The sequence below is a fragment of the Mageeibacillus indolicus UPII9-5 genome (assembly GCF_000025225.2).
In the GTDB taxonomy this organism is placed as follows: domain Bacteria; phylum Bacillota; class Clostridia; order Saccharofermentanales; family Fastidiosipilaceae; genus Mageeibacillus; species Mageeibacillus indolicus.
Genome location: NC_013895.2, coordinates 751,537 through 769,068 on the forward strand (window position 1 = coordinate 751,537; position 17,532 = coordinate 769,068).

The following is a 17,532-nucleotide window of genomic DNA, read 5'->3' on the forward strand; positions in this document are numbered from 1 at the left end:
TACTTTGCCATCCTTTGACCCTAGATTAGATTTAGTTCCGGAATGCCCCGGCGTTTATTTGATGAAAGATGCAACGGGGCAAATTATTTATATCGGGAAAGCGATTAATCTTAGACGTCGCTTGCGCTCATATTTTGGCGCTAATCCGCAGGGAACCTTAAAGGTTCTGACGATGATTTCCCATATTCGCGATTTTGATTTCATTATTTGTGCAAATGAGCTAGAAGCTCTTTTACTCGAAAGCAATTTAATAAAAAAATATCAACCATTTTATAATGTTTTACTAAAAGACAATCACGACTATCCTTATTTGTGTATAAGCTGGCAGGAACCTTATCCAAGAATATATAAGGCATATCGTATAGGCAATGATATTAAACGTGGGGCAAAATATTATGGACCGTATTTAAATGGTGACTTGAACCGCGCTTTGGCAGCGATACATGCACTTTTCCCACTAAAAACCTGCAACCGTACTTTCCCACGTGATATAGGTAAAGAGCGTCCTTGCCTCAACTATCATATTAAACGTTGTATCGGACCTTGTTTAGGTTCGGTTTCCGCTACCCAATATCGTGCGGTAGTCCGGCAAGTGGCTGATTATTTAGAAGGCAAATATCCGAAACTATTGGCGGAAATTGAAAAAAGCATGAAAGAGGCGGCGGATAACCTTGATTTTGAACGGGCAGCTGTATTGCGTGATCGCTTATCTGGCCTGAAAGCATTAATTGCTCGGGCCCAAAGAGTTACGGTAAGTGGGCAAAAAAGCATGGATGTCTACGCAACGGCAAGAGAGGGCGGCGAAATATGTATCCAAAAATTACAAGTGAGATTTGGCAAAATCACTGGAACGGGTACATTTTTCCTACAAGATCCGCAGCCGGTTGGCATGGGCGAGGACCGCGGTCAAACTTTATTGTTTGATTTTATTTTGCAAGATTATTTAAATAATACTGGCGAAACGGAAATGATTGTTTTACCGCCTTATATTAACGTCGATTCTGTCGAGTGGGATAACTTTAAGCGTTGGCTTTTTAGCGCAGCCGGAAGAGAAATTCAACTTTGTTTACCCAAAAAGGGGCATAAATACGAGCTGTGGCAAATGGCGGAGATGACTGCCGAAAAAGTTATCAATCATCACGCTGCCGTCGAAAACAAACGGAAGATTCAGACTGAAACAGCTTGGCAGTATTTAGCGGAATTATGCGGATTGAAAGGACAGCTTAAACGTATTGAGGCATACGATGTTTCTAATAATGGCAGTCAGGATATAGTTTGTGCAATGACGGTGTTTGAAAACGGGTTGGCGAACAAAAAGGCTTATCGCGATTTTAATCTTTCTTATCAGACGGAAATTGATGACTATGCAGCGATGGCAGAAACTTTAAGACGACGAATAAAACATTTCGATGATTCGAATTTTGGCGCGGAGCCGCAGCTTATTCTGGTGGATGGAGGATTGGGGCACGTTCATACTGTACAGGGAGTGTTAGCTGAGGTAAAATCTAAAATAAAGGTGGCCGGTATGGTCAAAGATGATCGGCATCGTACCCGTGGGCTAGTTTTGCCAGAAGGACAAGTCTTGGAACTTGCCAAATCGGTTAAGACTACACATGCAGGTGTCCTGCCGTCGGTGTCCGGTGATTACCACGAAGCTGACAAAGAATATAGGCAAGCTGTTTTGCTTAAACTTTTGACTGAAATTCAGGATGAAACGCATCGGCGTGCCATACGAGCCAATCGGAATAGAAGCAGGGACAGACAACTGCGTTATAAGTTGGAAGCAGTTCCCGGTATAGGACCCAAGCGACGCGCCTTGCTTTTGGACAAATTTGGCTCGCTTAAAGATATCGCTGCCGCTCCTGTTTCGGAACTGGTTGCTAAGACTGGCTTACCTACGGACGTTGCACATAAAATTTTTGCATTTTTTCATCAGGATGGCTGCCTTCCTGATTAGTTTGGAGCAGAGAATGATTTGGGCTTTAGCAGATTCACATTTGAGCTTTACGGTTGAGAAACCTATGGACGTTTTTGGTCCGCAGTGGCATAACCATGCTGAAAGGCTCGCTCAAAACTGGCTTTCATCCGTTGGCCGAGATGACATTGTTATTATGCCGGGAGATATTTCTTGGGGGATGAATTTGGCCGAGGCGAGAGCAGATTTGCAATTTTTACACGAATTACCGGGGCAAAAATATATCAGCCGCGGCAATCATGACTATTGGTGGTCGACGCTTAAAAAATTAAACGAGTTTAAAATTGAAGCTGGTCTTGATTCTTTACATTTTTTTCGCAGCGATGTATGTGAACTGACAGTTGAAGATGAACGGGTACTGTTGTTTGGAACCCGTGGCTGGTCATTGCCAAAAACCGCAAGTTTCACGGCGGCGGATCAAAAAATTTTACTGCGCGAAGAGGGGAGACTTAAACTAGCTCTGGATGCAATGAACGCGGCTTGGACACCTGGTACGAAGCTAATTTGCGCCATGCACTATCCACCTTTGTTGCAGGGAAGCAGAGACACAGTTTTCACGCGATTATTGCAGGCGTACGGAATTCCACTATGCTTATACGGACACCTACATGCGCGTGGGCTTAAGGAGGCTTACCATGGATTGTGCGGTGATGTTTTTTATCAAAATGTAGCGGCAGATTATTTGTCTATGCAGCCGGCTCCCGTAAGATTGTTGGAAAGAACGATTTAATGCTATCTATCGCTAAAAAGGGCTAAAAATTCCTTGGTTAACGGACATTAAACTGATTTATGGTTGTTTGAAACAGCATTTTGCTAATGAAAATGAATTTTTTAAAAATTTACTCTATTTTAATAACATTAATTAAAGAATTGTTGTAGAATTAGCAAGTAGGTACAAAAATGATACGAGGTGATTAAGATGAAGAAAATTTTGCAGGAACAAGTTGTGGCATATAAAGCGTTGAATGATGTTACGCGCATCAAAATTTTACAGATGTTAAAGCTGCGTAGCATGTACACTAACGAAATACTGGATGAATTCAATATAACCCAGCCGACTTTGAGTTACCATATGAAGATCCTCAGCAGTGCGAATTTGGTTGACACAAAAAAAGTAGGGCGTAATGTTTATTATTGCCTTAACCGCAAGACAATTAACCATTTGATTGATTTTCTTAGCCAAATTGTCAAGGTGGATGGTGAACAATGCAAAGACTTGAATTGTTCGAAATGAGCTCCGATCTGAATTTTGCTTCAAAAGGCGAGGTGGCAGAGCAGTATCGAATTCAAAAGGCTGTGGTAACGTTGCGATTAAACGGTGTTGAGGTTTACAGGTACAATTTTTTGCAAAATCCAACAGCGTTTTTGGGAAATGAAACTATTGGCAAAATTCTTGAAACAGACGGAGATGCTGGCTTTCCGGTTACGCTGATTGACGGGAAGATGTTGACCAAGGGCCGATATCCGTCGGGGACTGAGTTGGCTGAAATATTCAGTCTGTCGTCTGATATTTTGCCTGATACTTATCCGGCTGAAGATGTTGAACTCTGGTTTAAAATGATGATGGAAGCTGAACGTGGCGGTTGCGGCGCAGGAAGCTGTTCCGGGTGTTCGGGTTGCGGATCAGTATCTGACCCCGACCACTACTCCGACTTTGATTCCGACCAAACCGATTCTGATTTGTCTGATTATGATTAGTTTTAGATCACGGAATATACGCTACGTCTTTGTCGTCGACCTTCCAACCATAATTAAAGATTAGGACGTTTATGCATGAACAGTTACACAAGTGAGTTGGCTGCTCGGCATCGCAACAAATTACATGTGGCAGCTGCAGGGCTGTTGGTAGGTTTGCTTGCCGGGACGGTCATTGTTTGTTTTCGTTTAGCTATTGGACAGATTCAAAAGCTTGTTCGAGTTTATTACGCTTTGGCAAGACACAATTGGCTTTGGGGCTTGAGTCTCATTCCGACTGTATTGGTCCTGACAGCTATTTGTACTTGGTTTGTCAAACGTCAACCGATGATTTCCGGTTCGGGAATACCGCAGGTAGCCGGAAGTTTAGGTGGAAGACTTAAATTTAGTTGGCTTAAAGTTATGCTGGCTAAGATCGGCGGTGGGCTACTTGCTTTGGGAAGCGGTCTAACTTTGGGCAGAGAAGGACCGTCGGTGCAGATTGGAGCCAGCTGTGGCGCGATAATTGCCAAGCTGCTCCACCGCCCGATTTCTGAACAGAAATATTTGATATCAGCCGGGGCTGCTTCTGGTATGACGGCGGCGTTTGCTGCTCCTTTATCAGGCGTGGTCTTTGCTTTGGAAGAAGTGCATCATAATTTTTCTTCTTTGGCGTTGGTTTCGGCTATGGCAGGATCAGTCGTTGCCGATTTTATTACCAAAAAGATTCTGGGAAGTAAGCCCGAGCTGGCTTTCGCTGAAATCGTTCCTTTGCCATTTAATCAATATTGGATAATTGTCTTATTGGCGGTGATTCTTGCCGTAAGCGCACATATTTTTATCCGAGTAATTATTGGCGGTAAGAAACTTTATGCGCGATTGCCGGTGCCTTTGGCGGTCAAAATTGCGTTGCCTTTTATTTGTACGTTGGCGGTGATTTTGCTTGACGGTCAATTTTTTGGTGCTGGGCAAGAATTTATTGCACTGCCCATACACGGTTCCCAAACTTTGACGGAGCTGATAATACTTTATGCCGTTAAACTTTTTCTCTTGGCGATTGCTTTCTGTTCTGGCCTGCCCGGAGGAATATTTTTCCCGTTACTGGTTCTGGGAGCGTTAACCGGTAATATTTTGGGAACAGTTTTGCATCAGGTTGGTGTGCTTGACGCCAAATATATTTTGTTTGTGGTTATGATTTCAATGGCCGGACATTTCGCGGGAATCGTAAGAGCACCGGTTACGGGAATTCTGCTCATCTGTGAGATGAGCGGCAGTTTTGAATATTTCTTGCCGTTGGTCTTGGTTGCCGTAGGTGTATATCTTTTGATGGAATGGACCGGGGCTGAGCCTATTTATGAAACTTTGCTCGATATGATTTTGCATAATAAATCAGAAAAGGCAGTCATTGCCGCAAAGAACGAGTATGATGACGGTATCTTAATGGAGTTTGCCGTGCAGCATGGATCAGCTTTTGATGGAGCCGAAATAGCGGATTTGGGGTGCCCGAACGATATCCTGATCGTGGCTATAAAACGTGGTGGTAAAGAGCTTATCCCACGCGGGAATTCGGTAGTACATGGTGGAGATTATTTGGTGGTTATGTTGGCCAAGAAAAAGCAAGTGGAGATTATCGATTGGCTGCACAGTCGATGTGAAATATAAGCATAGTTGCTTGGTTGTTCCTTGGAAAAGTTTTTTGATAAACGGTGTCAAATGGCGAATGTTCAATATTTGATACCGTTATTTTTTGCCTATGTAAGTAGAAGAATAATTAATGCCAAGTAGCTGCGAATGGTGGGCAGGGAATTCAGAATAATGTTTGGAAAATATGTTTGGGAAAATATAAAAAAGGCCTTGAAAATTCAAGACCTTTTTGGTGGGTAGTAATGGACTCGAACCATCGACCCCTTGCATGTCAAGCAAGTACTCTAACCAGCTGAGCTAACCACCCGAGTGCTTGAACATTTTAGCCTAATTTGGCAGATTTGTCAAATGAGATGTAAAAACTTGATTGCATCGGTTGTATTATCAATGAAATGTGTTATTATAGACTGCAATGGGGCTCATTTATCGACTAAGGCTTTAGCGCTAAATGAGCTTATTATTAGTAATTTTATTCACTGTGAAACAAACGAATTTACCGGCAAACATGGAGGTGTTTATGGGTAAAAAGATGGGTAGAAGAGTTTTGAGTTCGCTGACGATAACGGCAATGACCGTTGTTGCGTTACTTGCGTCAACTGGGTGTGGCATGAGTGAAAATACGCCGGCAGGTGAATCTAAATCTACGGTGCAAAATGTTGCGAGGACTAAGTCTGAAACTGATATATTACGAACCAATATGATATCGGAACCTGACAGCCTTGATCCATGGAAATCAGCAGCTTCCGATACCTCAGCCGTAATGCAAAATGTTTTTGAGGGTTTATTGCGTTATGATACCGATGCCAAAATTTTGCCGGGACTTGCCCAATCATGGAACCTCAGCGATGACCGTTTAACGTATACTTTTCAATTGAATAAAGGTGTCAAATTTCATAATGATCATGATTTAACCGCTGAAGATGTTGTGTATACTTATCAACATTTAGCCGGCTTGGATGGGAATAAAGCAGTGGCCGTACGTTATTCACAAATAGCTGCTGTTAAAGCAATTAATGACTATGAAGTGGCCATAACTTTAAAAAAACCGTCCGCTCAATTTCCCGCTCTTGCTGCAATGGGCATGATTTTGCCTAAGGGCTATGATAAGCAGGCGGAACACCCTATCGGCACTGGTCCTTATAAGTTTGTTTCATATACCCCTGGGCAAAAAATAGTCTTGGCCAAAAATGAGGCTTATTTTGATCAGACCAGGGCGGCTAAGATCCCCAAGGTGGAAATCCATGTCATCCATGATCAAGCGACAGTAATTTCCGCTTTACAATCCGGTCAACTTGATTTGGCTCGTTTGATGTCGTTTAACTCTTTAGATGTACTGAATAAAGATTTTAATATCATGAAGTCACCTAGTAATATGGTTCAATTACTGGGCTTGAATAATTCAGTTACACCATTGAATAAACTTGAGGTCAGACAGGCAATAAACTATGCTATTGATAAAAAAGCGGTAATCGATGGAGTGTTTTCTGGCTTTGCGACCGAGCTGCACAGCAATTTCAGTCCTGTAATGAAAGAATACTATAACGAAAGATTGGATGCTTATTATCCTTATGATCCGGAAAAAGCTAAGGACTTGTTACAGAAAGCCGGTTTGTTGAACGGATTTACATTAAATATTAAAGTGCCTTCCAACTATACAATGCACATGGATGCGGCACAGATTATAGCGGAACAACTTAGCGCAGTCGGTATTAAGGCTAAAATTATTCCGGTCGAGTGGGCGACTTGGTTGGAAGAGGTTAATTCAAAAGCCAACTATGAAGCAACGGTTATTTCTCTTACTGGCAAGCTTGACCCAGCAGATGTTCTTGGCCGTTTTTCTACATCATATAAGCGCAATTTCACCAAGTTCAGGAATAAAGAATTTGATGAACTGATTGATAGAGCATCTACCGAATCGGATAACGAAAAGAGAGTGGAGATGTACCGTGAGTGTCAAGAAATTTTGGCCAAAGAGGCCGGCAGTGTATTCATATGCGATCCGAATATTGTGATGGCTGTGCGTAAGGACATTCAAGGCTATAAATTTTATCCGGTCAGTTTCCTTGATTTGGCTGCTATATCTTATGCTGGTAAATAAGTTGATAAACTAATAGGCTGTCCTCGGGTGTAATGATGAATTTTCTGATAAAACGATTGGCAAACTTTATTTTGAGTGTGTTTTTGGTAGCCTTGCTAACTTTTGCCGTCTTTCAGATTATCCCCGGGGACCCGGCCACGGCCATATTGGGTATAGATGCGGATCCAGCGCAAATCGAAAAAATTCACCGCGATATAGATTGGGGAAAACCGGGAGTCGAGCGTTTTGCCAAATGGATGGGGCAAGTCCTGCAAGGGGACTTAGGTGAGTCCTATCGGTTTAAACAACCTGTAACCAAAATTATTAATGAGGCTTGGAAAACTACGGCCGGCTTGGCCGCTTTGGCAATTCTCTTATCGTTAATTTGGGGATTGCCTTTAGGGGTTTTGCTAGCTTACTATCGTAAACGTAAGTTTTCGGTGCCTTTTTTTGCTTTATCACAGATAGGCATTGCAGTCCCGTCATTTTGTATGGGAATTTTTTTAATTATTATTTTTTGTGTTAAATTGAAAATTTTTCCGGCTTTGGGCTATCCCGGTAATGATGTCTCGTGGTTGGAAAAGTTACCTTACCTGATTTTACCGGCCTTGGCACTTTCTTTTAGTATGGGAGCGATTTTGGTTCGCTATTTAACCGGCGGTTTGGTCAAAGAAGGCGATAAGCCCTATGTTCTGACAGCTCGTAGTAAAGGTTTGAGCCTGTTTAAGATCCTCCTGAGACATAAATTTAGAAATGCGCTGATTCCGTTGGTTACTATTTTGGGTATGGTAATTGCCGATTTACTGGGCGGAAGCATAATTATTGAAAATGTTTTTGCTTTGCCGGGAATTGGCAGTATGATTGCAATTGCCGTAAACAGCCGAGATTTGCCTTTAATTCAGGGCCTTGTTTTATATCTGGCGATTCTGGTCGTAAGTTTGAATTTTTTGGTGGATGTGTTTTATCTTGTTATCGATCCGCGATTAAGGCGGCGAATGAGGTGGAAGAGTGAATGATTTAATCATATCATATCGCAAACTGAGGCATAATCGCCTCTTATTCGCCGGGATTATTTTACTTGCATTGTTAATTGCTCCCGTGGTGGTGGTGCTAGTTTATCAGCCCTATTCTCCTACGGCGATTGACATTGCCAGACGCTTCCAGTTGCCGTCTTGGCAACATTGGTTAGGAACCGATAATTTAGGAAGAGACATAGCTGTGCGTATCTTTTTCGGTGCCAGATTTTCTTTACTGATAAGCTTTTTATCACTGATAATTGGTGGTAGTATTGGAATAGCTTTGGGTGCTTTTTCCGGCTATTATCAAGGGAAAATAGACACTTTTATCAGTAAGTTTACCGAGGTCCAGATGGCTTTCCCTGGTGTATTGTTAGCACTTATGCTGTTGGCAGTTTTCGGTATAGGTACGCTTAATACCGTTGTTGCGTTAAGTTTGATGGCGATACCGCGTTTTACTCGTATAAGCCGGAGTGGATTCTTTAAATACCGCGGCTCAGAATTTGTACGGTCGGCTATGGTACGTGGGCTAAGTGATTGGAGAATAATTTGGTGGCATATTTTGCCTAATTTAAGGTATGAGTTGCTGGTTACTTTCAGCTTAACTTTGGCTACCACAATCATGAGTGAAGCGGGACTAAGCTATATTGGCCTGGGATTGCAACCTCCTTTGCCGAGTATGGGCAGAATGCTAAGTGATGCGCAGCAAAATATTTTTGCCGCCCCACACTATATTTTATCGGTAAGCGGATATTTATCTTTGCTGATAATTGGGTTTACTCTGCTGGGGGAAGGCTTGCAACAGGTGAATAAGTATGAATGATATATCCGTTGGTGCTAAAACGTTTGGCAATCAAGATTGTAAACATGATCCAAGTTATGAAGTGCTCAAACTGGAGGATTTCGGCATAGATTTTTATTTGCACGGACGAGTACATCCTGCTGTAAGACATCTGAATTTATCTATTCATGCCGGCGAAATAGTTGGTTTGGTAGGTGAATCTTCGTGCGGTAAAACTGTAACGGCTAAAGCTTGTATCGGATTGTTGCCGGACACTGCTAAGGTAACACGCGGTAAACTTCTGATTGACGGTAAGGAAATGTCAACGGCTGATGAGAGAAAGTGGAACAAACTGCGTGGCAAAGACGTGGCCATGATCTTTCAAGATCCTTTAAGTGCCCTGAATCCGCTGCATAAGATCGGCAAGCAGGTGGCCGAAAATATTAAAGAACGGATGAGCCGTTCTGAGCGTAAAAATCGTACCATGGCTATGTTGAAGGAAGTGGGATTACCTGATGTCGAATCTATTTATCAGGCTTATCCGTTTCAACTTTCTGGTGGAATGCGGCAAAGAGTGGTTATAGCCTTGGCCCTGATTAATAACCCGTCTTTATTACTGGCCGATGAACCGACCACGGCCTTGGATGTAACTACTCAAGCTCAGATACTGCAACTGTTATACAGCTTAAGTCATAAGCATAACACTTCGGTCTTGTTTATTTCACACGACTTAGGCTTGATCAATCAATTTTGCCGACGAGTGTATGTTATGTATTCAGGTGTTATTGTTGAAGATGGTATGGTTGCTAGCGTTTTGCAAAAGCCGTTGCATCCATATACGAAAGCGATGCTGGCTTCACTTCCGACTATTGCTAAACGTCACGTTGATTTGCCGACTATTCCGGGCATGATGCTGCCACTAGAAGAACGCGCTACACAGTTATGTCCTTTTGTCAATCGCTGTCTTGTGGCCGAGTCTGTTTGTTCCTCTGTTTATCCGCATTATCATCAGGCACCTAGTACGGATAATTCGGGTGATATCCATCGTTATTTATGTCATATTCAAGGGGGAAAACCATGAAACCGGCTCTGGAAGTGCTGCATGTTACGAAGTCATTTTGTCGGCCAAATCGAGGTAACGTAGTTGCTGTCGATGATGTAACCTTAAAAATTGAGGCTGGCACCAGCTGTGGTTTGGTGGGAGAGTCAGGCTGTGGCAAAAGCACTTTGGCCAATATCATAATGGGGTTGGCCAAACCTGATAAAGGTACGGTTTTTGTTAACGGTTGCCGGGTACAGGGCAGCAGGCAGGCTAAACAAAAGCTGCTTTACCGTCAAATACAACTCGTCGCTCAGGACCCTCACGCGGCTTTGAATCCGGTTCGTACCATAGGGTGGCATTTTCATGAGGTCTTGGTTCACGCCCGTCACATACGTGAACCTGAGCTTTGTGAAAAAGAAATTGAGCGCCTTCTGACTTGTGTAGGATTAAACAATACAATTTTGGGACGTCTGCCGCATCAGCTTTCTGGTGGACAAAAACAGCGCATTTGCATCGGTCTGGCCTTGAGCTTGCAGCCTCAATACCTGATTTGTGACGAGGCAGTTTCGTCGCTGGATGTTTCAATTCAGGCACAAATCCTTAACCTTTTGCGGCAGCTGCAACGTGAAATGAACTTGACTTATTTGTTTATTTCACATGATTTGAATGTGGTAACTTATTTGTGTGATTATATTTATGTTATGCAGGGAGGCAAAATTGTCGAGGCGGGTTTAACGGAAAAGATTATTAATTCTCCACGTGAACCATACACTAAAAATTTATTTGCAGCTGCGAGATTGGCTCATCAATGATACAATTCGTGATATAATCAAAGAGAACTAAACCAATATTTTAGGAGGCTAGTATGTACAAACTGGTATTGATTCGCCATGGCGAGAGTGAGTGGAACAAGCTGAACCTTTTCACGGGATGGACAGATGTTGATCTGTCGCAAAAAGGCCACGAAGAAGCCATAGAAGGTGGCAGAATTCTTAAGGAAGCAGGATATGACTTTGATATTTGCTACACTTCCTACCTCAAACGGGCTATTCATACATTGAACCATGTCTTAGAGAGCATGGATCGTGAGTGGTTGCCGGTTGTGAAATCATGGAAATTAAACGAACGTCATTACGGCGCTCTACAAGGCCTAAACAAAGCTGAAACGGCCGCCAAGTTCGGTGAAGCACAAGTTAAGATTTGGCGTCGGTCATTCAACATTACTCCTCCGGCGCTGGATGAAAATGATGAACGTTCACCGCGCTTACAGGAGCAATATCGTGATGAGCCGGATAAAAGTGTTTTGCCGTTGACAGAATCACTCGAAACAACTATTGCTCGTGCAGTGCCCTATTTTAATGAAGAAATTAAACCGCAAATTTTAGCTGGTAAGCGAGTCGTAATTGTTGCCCACGGCAATTCTTTGCGTGCTTTGGTAAAGTATTTTGAAAACATGGATGATGATTCTATTATCGGTGTTAACATTCCTACGGGTGTACCGCTGGTTTATGAGTTCGATGATGGGTTTAAATTTGTGAAAAAGTACTATTTAGGTGATCAAGCTGCTATAGCAGCCAAAATGGCCTCGGTAGCTAATCAAGGCAAGGCTAAATAGTTACCACAGGGCTGATCTGCAGATCGAATGGAGCATTCAATCGCAGTCGTTTGAAACTTGCCCTACGGAATTGAGAAAAACTGATCGGCATGGTCATTTGTGGCCATGTCGATTTTTTATGAGCATTTTAGAGCTTTTTATAGCTTTAACCAATATTATGTGAGCTTGACAATTGTCAAATTTATGGTTACTATATAAATGAATTTTATATATAAAAATTCTATACATAAAAAATGCATGCATAAAAAATATATATAAGGAGGCTTGTGCTTGTATTATAGTGTTTCAGCCCAACTGATTGAATGTATGATTTTGGCCGTTTTGCAAAAGGAAGACTCTTATGGCTATGATATCAGCCGTCCCGTGAAACGAGTGGCCAATATTAACGAATCTACGCTTTATCCTATTTTGAAACGTTTGGAGGGCGGCGGCTTTTTGTCAACCTATGAAAAAGAAATTCAAGGAAGGCGCCGTAAATATTATCATTTGACGACATCCGGCGAAGCAAGATTGAAATTTTTGCGTGATGAATGGATAAATTATCGAGATTTGCTGAATATTGTAATAATGGAGGGTAAAAAAGATGAATAGGCAAGAATATATGGCTGAATTAGCCAAATATTTAAGGAAACTCCCGGCGGATGACTATCAGGACGCGCTCAACTATTTTGAGGAGGGTTTTGATGCGGTTGGCCCGGAAGGGGAGGCTGAGCGGATTAGAGAGTTGGGTGAGCCGCGCGATGCAGCTTGGGACATTTTGAGCAAGTTGCTCAAGGAAGACCTTGACGCCCATGAGCAAAGCAATGAGCAAAGCAATGAGCAAACCATTAACCATAATATGGCTGGGGAAGCAAATTACTCCACCAAAAATTTGAAGAAAAACAAAAAATTAAAATGGATTTTGATAGCCCTTCTTTGCATAATGGCTGCACCTGTAGGTATCCCGGTGGTGATTATGTTTTTTAGTATATTGTTGGTAGCGGTCATTCTTTTCTTTACTTTTTTTCTGCTTTTACTTAGTCTTGGTGTAGCATTATTTGCCGTAACTGGTAAGCTCTTTTGGTATGGCTTACTGTCGATCGGCAGTGCTACTGTTCCGGAAATACTTCTAATTGTAGGCTTGGGTCTTTGCGGTTTAGGCTTGGCGATTTTACTGGTTAATTTACTGTTTAAATTTTGTCGTTGGTCAGTATATAGGTTAAAAAGATTTTGTATTAATTTTATGAGTAAAGTGAGGAGAAAAATACTATGAACCGATTGAAAAAATTAAATGTTGCGGTTATAGCCTCGATTTTGGTGGCTTGCGGTTTGACCTTAGCCTTTATCGGTATTTTTAACGGGGGTCTTACTTTGCTTCGTAATATTTATATCCCTAGAATATTGGATATAAATATTGGACCTGACAAGAAACAGTTTGAAATGACAGTTGGAGTAGTGGAGCCGTTTACAACTGAGTTAGAGCCATATTCTGAATTGAAGATAGATTCTGATTTCTCCACAGTTGAGCTCAGGCCTTCTGCTGATGCGAAATTTCGCTTGACATATGATGGTAAAAAAGATTTTTTACACTATAAATTAACTGGGAAAATGTTGGAAGTGTCTGAAGTTACTGATGAAACACATATTAGACCGTTTTACCATAGGCGTAGGAAGGGCAGTATGCTCATTTTGGAAATACCGCAAGGCTATTTGGACAAAATTGATTTGCATGTGGATTTAGGCAAATTAATGATTAATAATATTAAAACTAATTGTTTAATCGCTTCTGCCGCTATGGGTGAGATAACTTTTAAAAATTTAGAGGTTAATGATTCCATGGATGTGGATGTAAACTTGGGTAAAATTTCTGGAAGCATGGTTCGGGCGGTTGATAAAGTTTATGATATAAAGAGTAACGCTGATTTGGGGAAAATTTATGTCGACAAAGCGTTTATAAACGCAACTACTGAAAATACAGGTTCTGCCGCTGCAGCGGTTGATTCGTCGAAGGGTGAGGGAAAAGTCGAAGACATGTTTTCGTCGAAAGGGAAAATGGTACGGATTAAATTGAGCGCGAATTTGGGTAGTATAAATGTTGAAGCCGTCTATAAAAAACCGGAGCAGCCAAATTAATGGCAGCTCCAGTTAAGTGAGATCTCGTGTTCTTATTCAATAACGACTCCAACCTTAGCCTTAGCCTTAGTCTAGCTTAATTCTTAGCCTAAGCTTCCGGCGTAATTTTGAGCGGAGGATTTCCGTTCTGTCCCGGAACTTTCTTCATAAATCCAGTAACCATAAGAGCAATAGCGCCGTCGGTTGTTACGTTGCAGGCGGTCCCAAAGCTATCCTGTAAGGCAAAAATTGACAGCATGAGAGCGGTGCCGGCGTCATCAAACCCTAAAACTGAGGTTATTAAGCCTAGTGAAGCAACGACTGTCCCGCCGGGAACGCCTGGGGCAGCTACCGCGAAAATGCCAAGTAAGAGGCAGAAAGTGACCATTGAAACCAGAGAAGGCATTTGTCCGTAGAGAATTTTCGATACTGTCATAACAAAAAAAGTTTCTGTCAGTACTGAACCGCAAAGGTGGGTGTTGGAGCAGAGCGGAATAGCGAAGTCGCGTATTTTTGGATCCAACGTAGGGGCTTTGCTTGCACATTGCAGGGCTACCGACAAAGTGGCTGCTGAGCTCATCGTACCGACGGCGGTCATATAGGCTGGAAAATAATTTCTCACTACCTTGAGTGGGTTGGTACGTGAAATACCACCGGCCAAGCTGTACATAAAGGTCATCCAAATAAAGTGACCGATCATGACTATAATGATGACTTTTATAAAGACGGGGAAATTATTAATAATATTGCCCTCGTAGGTTAATGTCGCAAATGTACTTAAAATGAAAATAGGCAAAATGCGCACAACGAATTTTTCGACTATGAAAAGGACAATCTGATTTAATTCACGGAAAAATTTGCTAAAAGCCGGTGCTTCGGTTTTCAGTGCGGCAATGCCGAACATGATCGAGGAGACTAGAGCCGTGATTACCGGTATGATCGGGTTGATGTCCAGTTTGAACACTGCCGGGGGCAGGGCGGTAGTGTTACTAAGGTCGGAAATAATATTCAAATGCGGTATGATCGAATAGCCGGCAAAAGTCGATAAGAAAGCGGCGCCGATCGAGGAAAGGTAGCAGATAATCAGGGTTAAGGTCAGTACCTTACCGGCATTTTCTTTGAGAGAAATAATAGCGGGGGTAACAAACCCGAGAATGATCAAAGGTACGCAAAAGTTAATCAGCTGACTGAGAATACCTTTGACGGCATTGACCACGCTTATCACCGGAGCATTGGCTAATTTGCCCAGTAATACGCCTAAAATGATGGCAATAATAAGTTGAAAAATTAATTTTTCAAAAAGTTTTTTGAACATAAGTCCCTCCGGAAATTTTGATTTTTTGAATTATACCTTGAAATTCAAATGTAGCCCTAAAAATACCTAATTTACGACTTCCTATATAATAATATGCTATAAAAATTGACTAATTTCAAGAAGCTTTAAGTGATATTGCATAATTTAAGCAAATATTGCCCAGATCTGCTAAAAAATCGGTGATGTTTTTTTCATCCGAATTCCCTGCTTGGAGATAAACACTCATAATAAATGGATTTTTGGCACCGATATATGCTACTTCGGAATAAGTGGAGTTATAGTAGCCGTATTTGTGGCAGAATTCGAAATTGTCAGGATAAAGACGGCCTATGAAGGTTACTGCTTGGCGACTGTTCATTCGGTCACGCAACAGATCGTAGTACTTATTATGCTTCGGATTGGTAATCAGTTGTAACATGACTTTGCTCATGGCGGCGGCTGTAGCCATATTAACCCCTATGTTGTCAGGCAGACCGTAAGTGTGCTGGATAAGGGGCATGGCTTGATGTCCGGTGTAGGTGTGCAGCCAACGCATCAGCATGCGGGCCGCCACATTATCGCTTTCAACAATAAGAAAGTCTAAAAGCTGCTTCAGGCTGTAATGGCCTCCTATAGGCGAATATTGCAACGTGCCGCTGCCTCCTTCATAGTCATCAGATTCATATGTCAGCACGGTTTGAAGACTGAATTCTCCTTCGGCAATTTGATCAAGCAAGATTAAAGCTAAGGGAAGTTTTATTGTGCTGGCGGCTGTACGGGCATAATCCGGATTGATTTGTAAACTAAGCTTTTGATCGCTGACACTTTGCCATACCAAGCTTAAGTTGTTTAAATTTATATTATATTTATTAGACAACGTCTTAATTTCTTTAGCTAAAGGCGCTATAGTGGCAGCGGAATAAGTTATTTCGTCAGTGGTTGAATTTTGAACGACGGGCGCGGGAACGCTCGGCAGCCCTGCTTGGCTTGAGTAAGGATAATTTTCGTACTCCGAAGCAAATTTTTGAGCGGGCTTGCTTTGATCGGGCTTTGACCAGTCAGGTAGCTTAAAGTCAGAGGATATGTCGTCAGATAAATTGGCGGCCAAGTCGGCAGGCGGCTTTGAACCGGCTGTGGCAACGTTAATTTGCTTTGTCGGAACGTGTGCCTTGTCAGCCGAAAAAACGGATTGGAAGTCTTTTCTTTGCCAAATAAGTATGGCGGCAACAATCGCGCAGACCAAGGCCACAGCTACGTACAGCAGCCGAAACTTTGTTCGCTCAGTATAAACATTTTTGTAGTGAAATGTTTGCTTGGACAATTAGAACAGCTCCTCATTATTACCGGTGAAACCTTGTCCGTATACTTCACGGGCTTCTTCGACAACGATAAAAGCTCCCGGATCTATAGCTGCTACGATATCACGTAAAGGCTTTATTTGTCGATTGGGCAAAACACAAAAAAGTATTGTTTTTCCGTTGTTGGTAAACATACCTTGCCCAGTAAAGCCTGTGACCCCGCGCTCTAATTTGCTTAAAATAGCTTCGGCAATCGGTTGAGCGTGATCTGAGATTATAAAAGCGGAACGACTGAAATTCCAACCGCTGATACAAATATCTATAGCTTTGGTTGATATATATAAAGATACAAAAGAGTACATGGCAAGCAAGAAGGGGGAAGGTGCGCCGGGAACCGGTGGAATAATCAATGTGGCACTTACAATCACTATATCAATAAGCAAAATTGCTCGGCCTATGCTGATAAAAGGAAAGATTCGATTGATAATGACTGCTAAAATATCGGTGCCTCCGGTGGTGTAGCCGGCGAGGAAAAATAATCCTAAGCCGATGCCGAAGATGATGCCTCCGATAACAGCAAAAATAAAGAGATCCGGCAGTTGCCCGTTTATGGGGCGGTATATGCTTTGGAACCAATGATCGATTGTACCAGCCAGCAAATCAATTACCCCGGAAAAGAAAAATATGCCGATCAAACTTTTAATGACAAATTTGAGATTGACAAATTTTAATCCCAACAAAAGTAGGGGCAAATTCAGTATAAATGTCAGGGTACCGAACGGTACGGCATCCCCGGTGATGTAGTAGATAATTGCTGCAATTCCGCTCAATCCGCCCATGGTAAATTTAAACGGCAGGTAAAACATATCAATGCCGACAGCACATAAGAAGGCTCCGATCAACATAAAAATGAGTGATCTGCCATAGGGAAACAGCTTATGTTGTTTAATTTTTGTAAGAAAATTTACCATAATTCCTCCTAATATTACCGTAACCGGTTCCTTCAGGTCCATTCCATGCCCGTT

The 17,532-nt window shown here is 42.2% G+C and carries 17 protein-coding genes and 1 tRNA gene; 14 read left to right on the forward strand and 4 right to left on the reverse strand.

The window, feature by feature from the left end:
• The first annotated feature begins 4 nt into the window (after positions 1-4).
• From uvrC to HMPREF0868_RS03460, 5 genes are all read left to right on the forward strand, one after another.
• Positions 5-1,957, forward strand: a complete 1,953-nt coding sequence (gene uvrC, locus HMPREF0868_RS03440; protein WP_012993309.1) for an excinuclease ABC subunit UvrC — start codon at positions 5-7, stop codon at positions 1,955-1,957.
• A gap of 13 nt (positions 1,958-1,970) precedes the next feature.
• Complete coding sequence (locus tag HMPREF0868_RS03445) at positions 1,971-2,705, forward strand: metallophosphoesterase (protein WP_012993310.1); 735 nt, start codon at positions 1,971-1,973, stop codon at positions 2,703-2,705.
• A 189-nt stretch (positions 2,706-2,894) separates the two neighbouring features.
• Positions 2,895-3,209, forward strand: coding sequence for an ArsR/SmtB family transcription factor (locus tag HMPREF0868_RS03450; RefSeq protein WP_012993311.1), 315 nt, complete (start codon positions 2,895-2,897; stop codon positions 3,207-3,209).
• Positions 3,182-3,673 (forward strand): arsenic metallochaperone ArsD family protein, encoded by a 492-nt coding sequence (locus tag HMPREF0868_RS07895; protein ID WP_012993312.1) that lies wholly within the window; start codon positions 3,182-3,184, stop codon positions 3,671-3,673. The genes HMPREF0868_RS03450 and HMPREF0868_RS07895 overlap by 28 nt, the downstream gene beginning before the upstream one ends.
• 75 nt (positions 3,674-3,748) lie before the next feature.
• Positions 3,749-5,311, forward strand: coding sequence for a ClC family H(+)/Cl(-) exchange transporter (locus HMPREF0868_RS03460; RefSeq protein WP_012993313.1), 1,563 nt, complete (start codon positions 3,749-3,751; stop codon positions 5,309-5,311).
• Between the two features lie 212 nt (positions 5,312-5,523).
• Here HMPREF0868_RS03460 and HMPREF0868_RS03465 read toward each other — a convergent pair.
• Positions 5,524-5,600 (reverse strand) — tRNA-Val (locus tag HMPREF0868_RS03465).
• 210 nt (positions 5,601-5,810) lie between these two features.
• Here HMPREF0868_RS03465 and HMPREF0868_RS03470 point away from each other — a divergent pair.
• The 9 genes from HMPREF0868_RS03470 to HMPREF0868_RS03510 all read left to right on the forward strand — a co-directional run bounded on the left by HMPREF0868_RS03470 (position 5,811) and on the right by HMPREF0868_RS03510 (position 13,936).
• A complete protein-coding gene (locus HMPREF0868_RS03470) occupies positions 5,811-7,391 on the forward strand; it encodes an ABC transporter substrate-binding protein (protein ID WP_012993316.1) in 1,581 nt (526 codons plus the stop codon).
• A gap of 35 nt (positions 7,392-7,426) precedes the next feature.
• Entirely contained in the window at positions 7,427-8,386 is a 960-nt protein-coding gene (locus tag HMPREF0868_RS03475) for an ABC transporter permease (RefSeq protein WP_041705674.1), read from the forward strand.
• A complete protein-coding gene (locus HMPREF0868_RS03480) occupies positions 8,379-9,209 on the forward strand; it encodes an ABC transporter permease (protein WP_012993318.1) in 831 nt (276 codons plus the stop codon). Before HMPREF0868_RS03475 ends, HMPREF0868_RS03480 begins: the two co-directional genes overlap by 8 nt.
• Entirely contained in the window at positions 9,202-10,248 is a 1,047-nt protein-coding gene (locus tag HMPREF0868_RS03485; protein WP_012993319.1) for an ABC transporter ATP-binding protein, read from the forward strand. The genes HMPREF0868_RS03480 and HMPREF0868_RS03485 overlap by 8 nt, the downstream gene beginning before the upstream one ends.
• Entirely contained in the window at positions 10,245-11,021 is a 777-nt protein-coding gene (locus HMPREF0868_RS03490; RefSeq protein WP_012993320.1) for an ABC transporter ATP-binding protein, read from the forward strand. The genes HMPREF0868_RS03485 and HMPREF0868_RS03490 overlap by 4 nt, the downstream gene beginning before the upstream one ends.
• Before the next feature lie 53 nt (positions 11,022-11,074).
• Entirely contained in the window at positions 11,075-11,824 is a 750-nt protein-coding gene (gene gpmA, locus HMPREF0868_RS03495; RefSeq protein ID WP_012993321.1) for a 2,3-diphosphoglycerate-dependent phosphoglycerate mutase, read from the forward strand.
• A 270-nt stretch (positions 11,825-12,094) separates the two neighbouring features.
• On the forward strand, positions 12,095-12,415 hold the full coding sequence (locus tag HMPREF0868_RS03500) for a PadR family transcriptional regulator (protein WP_012993322.1): 321 nt from the start codon (positions 12,095-12,097) through the stop codon (positions 12,413-12,415).
• The gene (locus HMPREF0868_RS07900; RefSeq protein WP_012993323.1) at positions 12,408-13,076 is read left to right on the forward strand and encodes a DUF1700 domain-containing protein; all 669 of its coding nucleotides are present in this window, start codon (positions 12,408-12,410) and stop codon (positions 13,074-13,076) included. The genes HMPREF0868_RS03500 and HMPREF0868_RS07900 overlap by 8 nt, the downstream gene beginning before the upstream one ends.
• On the forward strand, positions 13,073-13,936 hold the full coding sequence (locus HMPREF0868_RS03510; protein ID WP_012993324.1) for a DUF4097 family beta strand repeat-containing protein: 864 nt from the start codon (positions 13,073-13,075) through the stop codon (positions 13,934-13,936). Before HMPREF0868_RS07900 ends, HMPREF0868_RS03510 begins: the two co-directional genes overlap by 4 nt.
• Before the next feature lie 88 nt (positions 13,937-14,024).
• On the opposite strand, the gene HMPREF0868_RS03515 is transcribed toward HMPREF0868_RS03510, so the two are convergent.
• The 3 genes from HMPREF0868_RS03515 to HMPREF0868_RS03525 all read right to left on the reverse strand — a co-directional run bounded on the left by HMPREF0868_RS03515 (position 14,025) and on the right by HMPREF0868_RS03525 (position 17,478).
• On the reverse strand, positions 14,025-15,230 hold the full coding sequence (locus tag HMPREF0868_RS03515; RefSeq protein ID WP_012993325.1) for a dicarboxylate/amino acid:cation symporter: 1,206 nt from the start codon (positions 15,228-15,230) through the stop codon (positions 14,025-14,027).
• A 115-nt stretch (positions 15,231-15,345) separates the two neighbouring features.
• Positions 15,346-16,530, reverse strand: coding sequence for a serine hydrolase (locus HMPREF0868_RS03520; RefSeq protein ID WP_012993326.1), 1,185 nt, complete (start codon positions 16,528-16,530; stop codon positions 15,346-15,348).
• A complete protein-coding gene (locus tag HMPREF0868_RS03525; protein ID WP_012993327.1) occupies positions 16,531-17,478 on the reverse strand; it encodes a YitT family protein in 948 nt (315 codons plus the stop codon). It abuts the gene before it with no gap.
• Between the last annotated feature and the right edge of the window lie 54 nt (positions 17,479-17,532).

Coding starts and splice junctions, on each gene's coding strand:
- HMPREF0868_RS03525 (WP_012993327.1), bottom strand. CDS start 17,478: ATGGTAAATTTTCTTACAAAAATTAAACAACATAAGCTGTTTCCCTAT.
- HMPREF0868_RS07900 (WP_012993323.1), top strand. CDS start 12,408: ATGAATAGGCAAGAATATATGGCTGAATTAGCCAAATATTTAAGGAAA.
- HMPREF0868_RS03515 (WP_012993325.1), bottom strand. CDS start 15,230: ATGTTCAAAAAACTTTTTGAAAAATTAATTTTTCAACTTATTATTGCC.
- HMPREF0868_RS03445 (WP_012993310.1), top strand. CDS start 1,971: ATGATTTGGGCTTTAGCAGATTCACATTTGAGCTTTACGGTTGAGAAA.
- gpmA (WP_012993321.1), top strand. CDS start 11,075: ATGTACAAACTGGTATTGATTCGCCATGGCGAGAGTGAGTGGAACAAG.
- HMPREF0868_RS03460 (WP_012993313.1), top strand. CDS start 3,749: ATGAACAGTTACACAAGTGAGTTGGCTGCTCGGCATCGCAACAAATTA.
- HMPREF0868_RS03450 (WP_012993311.1), top strand. CDS start 2,895: ATGAAGAAAATTTTGCAGGAACAAGTTGTGGCATATAAAGCGTTGAAT.
- HMPREF0868_RS03490 (WP_012993320.1), top strand. CDS start 10,245: ATGAAACCGGCTCTGGAAGTGCTGCATGTTACGAAGTCATTTTGTCGG.
- HMPREF0868_RS07895 (WP_012993312.1), top strand. CDS start 3,182: ATGCAAAGACTTGAATTGTTCGAAATGAGCTCCGATCTGAATTTTGCT.
- HMPREF0868_RS03485 (WP_012993319.1), top strand. CDS start 9,202: ATGAATGATATATCCGTTGGTGCTAAAACGTTTGGCAATCAAGATTGT.
- HMPREF0868_RS03470 (WP_012993316.1), top strand. CDS start 5,811: ATGGGTAAAAAGATGGGTAGAAGAGTTTTGAGTTCGCTGACGATAACG.
- HMPREF0868_RS03475 (WP_041705674.1), top strand. CDS start 7,427: ATGAATTTTCTGATAAAACGATTGGCAAACTTTATTTTGAGTGTGTTT.
- HMPREF0868_RS03510 (WP_012993324.1), top strand. CDS start 13,073: ATGAACCGATTGAAAAAATTAAATGTTGCGGTTATAGCCTCGATTTTG.